The organism is Halegenticoccus soli, assembly GCF_002844195.1.
GTDB lineage: Archaea > Halobacteriota > Halobacteria > Halobacteriales > Haloferacaceae > Halegenticoccus > Halegenticoccus soli.
The window spans coordinates 554,088-561,319 of the sequence record NZ_PEND01000003.1; the positions used below are offsets into that span (position 1 = coordinate 554,088).

At 59.3% G+C, this 7,232-nt stretch carries 6 protein-coding genes; 1 reads left to right on the forward strand and 5 read right to left on the reverse strand.

Annotation, left to right across the window (positions count from 1 at the left end):
• Positions 1-224: 224 nt before the first annotated feature.
• Positions 225-1,181 carry a transcription initiation factor IIB gene (locus CNO20_RS11115; protein ID WP_101296174.1) on the reverse strand — a complete coding sequence of 319 codons (957 nt, stop codon included), beginning with the start codon at positions 1,179-1,181 and terminating at the stop codon, positions 225-227.
• Positions 1,182-1,552: 371 nt separating this feature from the next.
• Between CNO20_RS11115 and CNO20_RS11120 the strand changes: the two genes are divergently transcribed.
• Positions 1,553-2,794 (forward strand): cation:proton antiporter, encoded by a 1,242-nt coding sequence (locus tag CNO20_RS11120; RefSeq protein ID WP_101296175.1) that lies wholly within the window; start codon positions 1,553-1,555, stop codon positions 2,792-2,794.
• 469 nt (positions 2,795-3,263) lie between these two features.
• Here CNO20_RS11120 and CNO20_RS11125 read toward each other — a convergent pair whose 3' ends face one another.
• The 4 genes from CNO20_RS11125 to CNO20_RS11140 all read right to left on the reverse strand — a co-directional run.
• Positions 3,264-4,007, reverse strand: coding sequence for a YqcI/YcgG family protein (locus CNO20_RS11125; RefSeq protein ID WP_101296176.1), 744 nt, complete (start codon positions 4,005-4,007; stop codon positions 3,264-3,266).
• Between the two features lie 158 nt (positions 4,008-4,165).
• Positions 4,166-4,804 (reverse strand): DUF1989 domain-containing protein, encoded by a 639-nt coding sequence (locus CNO20_RS11130; protein WP_101296177.1) that lies wholly within the window; start codon positions 4,802-4,804, stop codon positions 4,166-4,168.
• A 219-nt stretch (positions 4,805-5,023) separates the two neighbouring features.
• Positions 5,024-5,224, reverse strand: a complete 201-nt coding sequence (locus tag CNO20_RS11135; RefSeq protein WP_101296178.1) for a VNG_1110C family protein — start codon at positions 5,222-5,224, stop codon at positions 5,024-5,026.
• Between the two features lie 1,220 nt (positions 5,225-6,444).
• A partial coding sequence (locus CNO20_RS11140) for an NAD(P)/FAD-dependent oxidoreductase (RefSeq protein WP_101296179.1) occupies positions 6,445-7,232 on the reverse strand: 788 nt, incomplete at its 5' end.

Genomic DNA, 7,232 nt, shown 5'->3' on the forward strand with positions numbered 1-7,232 from the left:
CGAGCGTAGTGCCCACGTGGCGGCTGGTTTCAGAGAGGTATTCCCGTTTTCACTCTGAACGAGGGGTGGGGGAGTTTATGTAGCTGATCGTGACGGCCACCGAGCTGCGCTGTTCGAGCGGGCTGTCCTGATCTACAATCCAGCGAAACGTTCTCCAGTCCAGTGAAATGATCTACAGTTCAACGAAAACAACTCCACGGGCGGGTAAGTCCCCCCGATATTTCTCAGTAAAGTCCCATCGCTTCGATTTGTTCCTGGTACCGATTTCGGATCGTCACTTCCGTGACTTGGGCGACATCGGCTACTTCCCGTTGTGTTCGCTTTTCGTTGCACAGGAGGCCGGCGGCATAGAGTGCAGCAGCCGCAAATCCCGTCGGCGATTTCCCGGAGAGGAGGCCCTGTTCCGCGGAGGTTTCGATGATCTCGTTCGCCTTCTGTGTCGTCTCTTCGCTCAGTTCGAGTTCGGAGGCGAAGCGCGGGACGTACTCCTTCGGATCAACCGGCTGCATCTCCAAGCCGAGTTCGTGTGCGATGTATCGGTAGGTACGACCGAGTTCTTTGTACGGAATGCGTGCTACGTCCGTCACTTCATCGAGACTCCGTGGGATCCCTTCCTGCCGACACGCCGCGTACAGGCAGCTCGTCGCGACCCCCTCGATGGAGCGCCCGCGAATGAGGTCCTCGTTTAGCGCACGGCGGTAGAGAACGGACGCGACTTCGCGAGTTGATCGAGGAATCCCCAGAGCGGACGCCATGCGGTCGATCTCTGAGAGGGCAAATTGGAGGTTGCGTTCGCCCGCGTCTTTCGTTCGAATACGTTCCTGCCACTTACGCAATCGATTCATCTGCGAGCGCTTCTCCGACGAGAGGGACCGACCGTACGCGTCCTGATTCTTCCAATCGATCTGGGTTGTCAGCCCCTTGTCGTGCATCGTCTTCGTCGTAGGAGCCCCGACCCGGGACTTCGAATCACGTTCGCTCTGGTTGAACGCTCGCCATTCCGGTCCGTGATCGATGTTTTGATCTTCGAGAATGAGTCCACAGTCGTCGCACAGACGTTCCCCCGCATCCCCGTCCTGAATGATCGAGTCCGAGCCACATTCTGGGCAGGTCCGAGTAGAGACATCCGTTCGTTCCCGTTTTGCTTCACGCTCCTGTCGTTGATGAGAAAATCCGGCCATTGAGAATCATTCGCAGATAGAGAATATAAAAATGCGTCGTTCTGCCAGAAGAGGTGAGGAACTGCTTGGTAACACTCAGTTACTCCCCCCTGCTCACGTACCTTCAGGTCCGTTCGGGTGTCGAGTGAGTTCCGGTTTTACAGTGGTAACGAGACGAAGACCTACACCCGTTCACATCTCTAACCTTACTGTGGAACTCGTTGCAACTGTCTTCATCTATGCTGAGTCGAAATTCATCGCTCTCGGACGATAGGGGAGCGAAACTGCCGGTTCCGCGGAAAATGTTTAATTGACCTGTGGCGTACTAGCGTACATAGCACAATACGAATAAAGATTCGGGAGCTGAGGGAACTGATCAATAACGGTGGAATATGGTCGGAGCTGTCGAATTTGACCTCCTGAATCTCTTGCTCGTGCTCACGCTCGCGTGGGCCGGCGGGACACTGACAGAGCGACTCGGATATCCTGCGATGATGGGCGAACTGCTTGTCGGTTTGTTGTTCGGTCCTCCGCTACTCGGGTTACTCCATGGCGGCGTAGCACTGGACATCTTCGCTGAACTCGGTGTGTTCCTGCTCATGGTTTATGTGGGTATGGAAATTGACATCCACGACCTCTTCGATTTAGGGCCGCAGGCGCTCGTCGTCGCTGTCGGCGCGTTCGTGCTCCCGTTCATCTTAGGATACGTAAGCGGCGTTTTGACGATCGCGACGACGGAGGGTGCGCTGTTTCTCGGACTCGCGATGGCGGCAACGTCGTTGGCGACAAAATCGCGTATTCTTGTTGACTTAGAGCTCCTTGACACTCGAATTGCCGGTATTTTGCTGGGTGGCGCACTCGTCTCCGACGTGGGCGTCCTCGTCGTGTTCGCCGGTGTGATCGGATTTATTCAGGCCGGATCAGTGAATGTGACAGACATCGTCAGCGTCATGGGAAAGGCACTCGCTTTCTTTATTATCACGCTCGTCATCGGCGATCGTTTTCTACCGATTCTCTGGTCACGGCTCGATCGCCTCCTCGAAGAGTACGGATTCGTCGATAAGACCTCCGCGTTTACGCTTGCGCTGCTCGTTGCGCTCTTTTTCGCCGAACTAGCCACGATCGCTGGTCTCCACATGATCATCGGGGGGTTCATGGCCGGACTCTTTCTCCATCAGGCAGATCTTGAACCGGAGCTGTACGAGCACATGTACAACGTCATCTACGACCTGGCAATCGGTTTTTTCGCTCCGATCTTCTTCGTCTCCGTTGCGTTCGACCTGACGCTTGATGTCTTTACACGGAGTCTTGGTCTTCTCATCTTACTGATCGTGATCGCATTCGTTGGAAAGATCGTTGGCTCGTGGGTCTCTGCGCTCCCGACGCAGCTCACCTCCCGCGAAGGTCTCGTGATCGGCTTTGGGATGAACGGTCGTGGCACCGTCGAGATTATCATCGCCTCAGTCGGTCTCTCCGCCGGAATCATCACTCAGGAACTGTTCTCGGTGCTGGTCTTCATCGCTATTTTCACCACCGCACTGGTTCCAGTAACGGTGAAATGGGGAGTTGACTGGGTAGAGCAGGCGGGAGAACTCGTGCGAATTGACCGGGAAGACGGTTCTAACGCGGAGTAGACGCTCTTTCTCTCGAGAAATGCATGTGCGAGGCAATCTATGAATCCACGGAGACCGAGCGGTAAAGAGCGCTACGCTCTTCCCTCATTGACTCCCTCTCTTGACGAGAGCAGTTCCTGAAGTAACATAAACACCGGAGTACTGTGCTGATCAAGCCGTTCGAGTCTGTACTGGGATTCTACCTATAACGTATAGCTATACCTCTGGCCTATATCAAATATGTATACAATCTCGGGCCCATTAATCAGTGCGGAAAAAAGGAGGCGCCGAGAGCGCGTCGACGGATCCACGGCCGTCGCGGGGATGTAGTTCGAACCCGTCGGGATCAGGCCGCGCTCGTTCGCTCAGTCGCCGAAGATAACACCGCATCCCACTCCTTCCGTGATTCTCCTTTCGCGTGATGCGTGATATTTCACCACCTCCGATCCGGGCACCATCTCACAGAAACCGTATCCGGAGATCGCGTAACTCACGTGCTCCACTCCGGGAAAGGGAAGGTATCGACCCGCTCTTCGTTGGTGTCGGGGAGCACGTACTGCTTCCACTCGCGGACCCCCGGCTCACCGTAGTCGCCAATGTCGGGGTGGCGCGGCACGTCGTCGTAGTCGGCCAGTCGATCGCGAATCACACGACGGGCGTTCTGACCGGCCTCGGTGTCGCCGCCGAGGCCGTCGAACACCCATCGCGGCTGCACGGTGATCTCCAGTCCGTGGGGGGCGTATCTGCTGTGTCGGCGCTCATAGCATGGCGCCCGCGCCACGAGGAATATCGGCTCGCCGGCGAAACAGAACTCCCACTTTGGATCCGACGGGTCGGTCGGAATCGACTCCGGCCACGGCGCGGGATCGTGACGGTGCAGGTGATCCAAAAGGTCCCAGAACCGATCGTGATAGTCCTTCGCAGAGAGCGACGCCGACGGCGGTTCGAAGAACACCGCCAGCGCCGTTACGTCGGCGATACTTGGTGCGGCGTCGAGGTACGTCGCAAGTTCCTCGGCGAAAGTGGCCTTTCCGTCGTCGCTCGTCTCCGATGGAGAAAACAGATACCGGAGGTCCCCGTCGCGGTGAGCGCTAACGGCGAAGTAGCAGGGATACGGGGCGTCCTCACCCGTCATTGTCTCATCGAAGGCGCGATAACGGCGCTTCGCCCATTGGGGGAGGGAGTCGTTCTCGATAGCTAGTTCGACGTTGGCACGCGTCCGGATAGCCGTCATCCCTCTTTATAAATCAACGACGGATCTCAATAAGTAATAACTCTCTATCGAATGTAGACTTCGAATACCGATACGTAGACGGATCTTACCTGATCGCGTCAGACGGCAGTTCGCCCGACGTTGAGCACAAAACCTCGCTCCGAAGGGCGGAGAGCCCGTCAATCCTGACGGTCATCGTGAACGGACGCACGGTGGACCGTTGTGTTCGCCGGAACCTGGACGTCAATCGGCGTAAGCGTCGTTCCGCTGGCGACGCCTTTCGCCGAGCAAGCGGAAACGGCGACAACGACGTCGCGTTCGGCGCGGAGCCTCACCGCGTCGCCGGCGTCGGCGGGACTTTCGCGCACGTCGAAGTAGACCTGGTCGGTCACCGTCGACTGCTGGAAGACGTTGAACGTGTCCGGAACGGGGACGTCGAGTCCGTACGCTTCGAGGGCGAGCGCGAGGTTCTCTCGACATCCGCCGGGTTCGTCCTGTCGCCCCTCGCCGGTCGGCCGGTCGGTGAGCATCCATTCGGTGCAGGGACCGAACAGGATGTCGTGGACGCCGCAGTCGTCGTCCGTGATCGTCAACAGTTCGTTCCCGCGTGTCGTGTAGAGGACGTCGCCGGTCGTGATACGGAGCTTCCCGTTGAGGTCCCGCGTGTAGGATTGGGCAAACGCCTCCGACGGATCTGAACGGTCGAACGCGACGAGATCGGCTACTTGTCGCGGCTCCGGCGTGATGACCGCAAACGACTCGCCGGCTTTGACGGCGAACGCCGCGCCGCTCTTCGGCGGAATACGGGCGGTTTCCATGGTCGAGCCGACGGAAGCGATCAGTAAAGTGGTACCGGCGGACGGCTCAAAGCCGGAAGCCCACCGCTTCGGACCTTTCTCCTCACCAGATCGTCAGCCCGCCGAACGTGAACGGACCGCACGCGCGATCGCCAATGGTTCTTATGGGTTCTTCGAGGCGATTTCCCACCGGCTGCGCCGGTCGGCATCGCGATGAGAGCGTCGTCGGCCTCTGCAACGTCAGGTGACAGAAATCCCTCGATCTTCGAGCCACTCGCGGACGTCAGTGATGACGACGGGGCTGCCGATGAGACGGACCGTGTCGTTCTCATCGACGAGCGTGATCATGAACGCCTCGCAGAGTTCGTCGCGATACTCGGCTACCGCGTCCTTCGGAAGGACGATCTGTGTGCTGTCACGGAACCACCCAGCGTCAGGCACTATCTCAGCAGGCGGTGTAGCGATGTAAGAGTTTGACGTTTTTCGGCCTGCCGCAGACTCAGTACTCGGCGAGGGTGGGGCGGTCGGGGCGTTCTGACCGATTTCACTCGCCCTGTCCTCCTGTATCGACCCACCGTGAGCGACCAGCGGAAAACCCTCACCGTGCGACGACTCCGTCGAGACCGCGTTCTCACACGACTTCGAGGCGGAAGCGCACAACGTATGATGAAGGCAGCACCGCGGTGCGGTGTGCTGCCCGTGGTGGATGGGACGCTAAGTGCCGGAACGCGGGTTCCGGTGTCGACCTCTGTGCCCATCCACCGGGTGGCTCGCATCCGATGGCTCGTGAGCGGCGGTACCGAGTTGACCGAACTACGGGTTCGTCCCCTCGTCCCCAGGTGGACGAGGCAGCGGGCGCGTTCCGCGGTCCCGTAATTCGGTCTTTCCGATACAGGGGACAGTCGTACTAATGCGTTGGGGGCACCCGACAGCCAGACGAGAGAAGTTGGTCCAGCGGTCCGTCTGTAAGAGAAACACCGACGGGAGGAGAGCTCGATACGCGTGACGATTTTCGGACGGTGACGGTGACTCGCTACCCGGTAGCCACTTGTCAGTCAGCATAACGGGGCGAGCGGATTTCAGAGAGAAAAGGAAACATCATACCGACGATTCACTGCAATTGATCTACAGTCCAGCGAAGGGACGACGTTTTTGCTCGACCGTGACCGTGTTGCTGGTGGAGTTGCCGTCGACGATGTCGGAGACCTCACGCCCCATCGTCACGCGAGACGGGAGCTGTCGGTGGCGTACCTGCGAACACTTCGCGCAAAAACGCGCGTACTCGAAGCGTGTCCGTTGAGGTCCTGCTACTGGCGGACGGCTGGCTGCGGACCGGTATCAGCCGCACCCAACGGACGTTTGCGTTCGCCAGTTGGCGTGTGCTCTTCATCTTTCGCCGGTGGCCGTTCACGGTGTACACCTTTCGCGAGCAAGACAATCGCAAATGTAAACGTACACACAACCTGGATTACGGAAGTGCGAGATTCATCCCCACCCTTTAGGGCGGGATGAATCTCGGCGACCCGTAGCGCTTTGTGCTACCCCTTCAAGTATCCAGTAGCACCTCACTGTGACGACCACGATGGGCCCGTATCGACTCTCAAGCGGTTCGGTACCGCCGGCGTCGATCGATCGAGTGTCCGTATCCATCGACCGGGTAGCTAGGCGAATCGAGCCGGGGAGAACGCCGATATGTCCATGTCCACGTTTTTCCCCAGTAGCATGTCGGCGACGATTTTTCCCGTATACGGACCGAGTTGGAGGCCGGTCGGTCCGTGACCGGTTGCCAGGTACGCTCCGTCGACTGACGGAACGGGACCGATCACGGGTAGGCCGTCGGCGCTGAGCGGACGAAGGCCGACGTTAATCTCGTCGATAGCCGCCTCGGCGAGACCGGGCGCGACGCTCAGCGCCTCCTGCAGCACTTCGCGCACGCCGGCGGCGGTCGTGTGTGGAGCGAAGCCCGAACCGGTCTCGCGGGTGGCTCCGACCGCAATGCGGTTGTCGGGCCACGGCACGAAATAGTACCCCCCGAACGTGGTCACGATCGGCCAGTTCGACGTGTCCGCGTCGTGCAGGTCGAGGGTGATCAGCTGTCCGCGTTGCGGTTCGACCGGGACGCGCGCGTTCAGCTGCTCTCCGAACGCACTAGACCACGCCCCTCCGGCGATCACGACGGCTGACGTTTCGTACGATTCGTTTTCGGTGACGACACCGGTGACGGCACCCCGCCTTACAGTTATTCGTTCGGCGCTGTCGCGCACCGTCTCCAGCCCGTGGGTCGCCCCCGCTCGAAGGAGGGCGTTTTGCACCGTCGTTCCATCGACGCGACCGGCGTTTTCGTAGTAGATGGCGCTTGGAACGTCGCCTAGAGCCGGGAACCGATCCCGCGCCTCCTCGGGCGACACGTCGTACAGCCGATCGGCCGGTGGGTGATCCGATTTCGCCC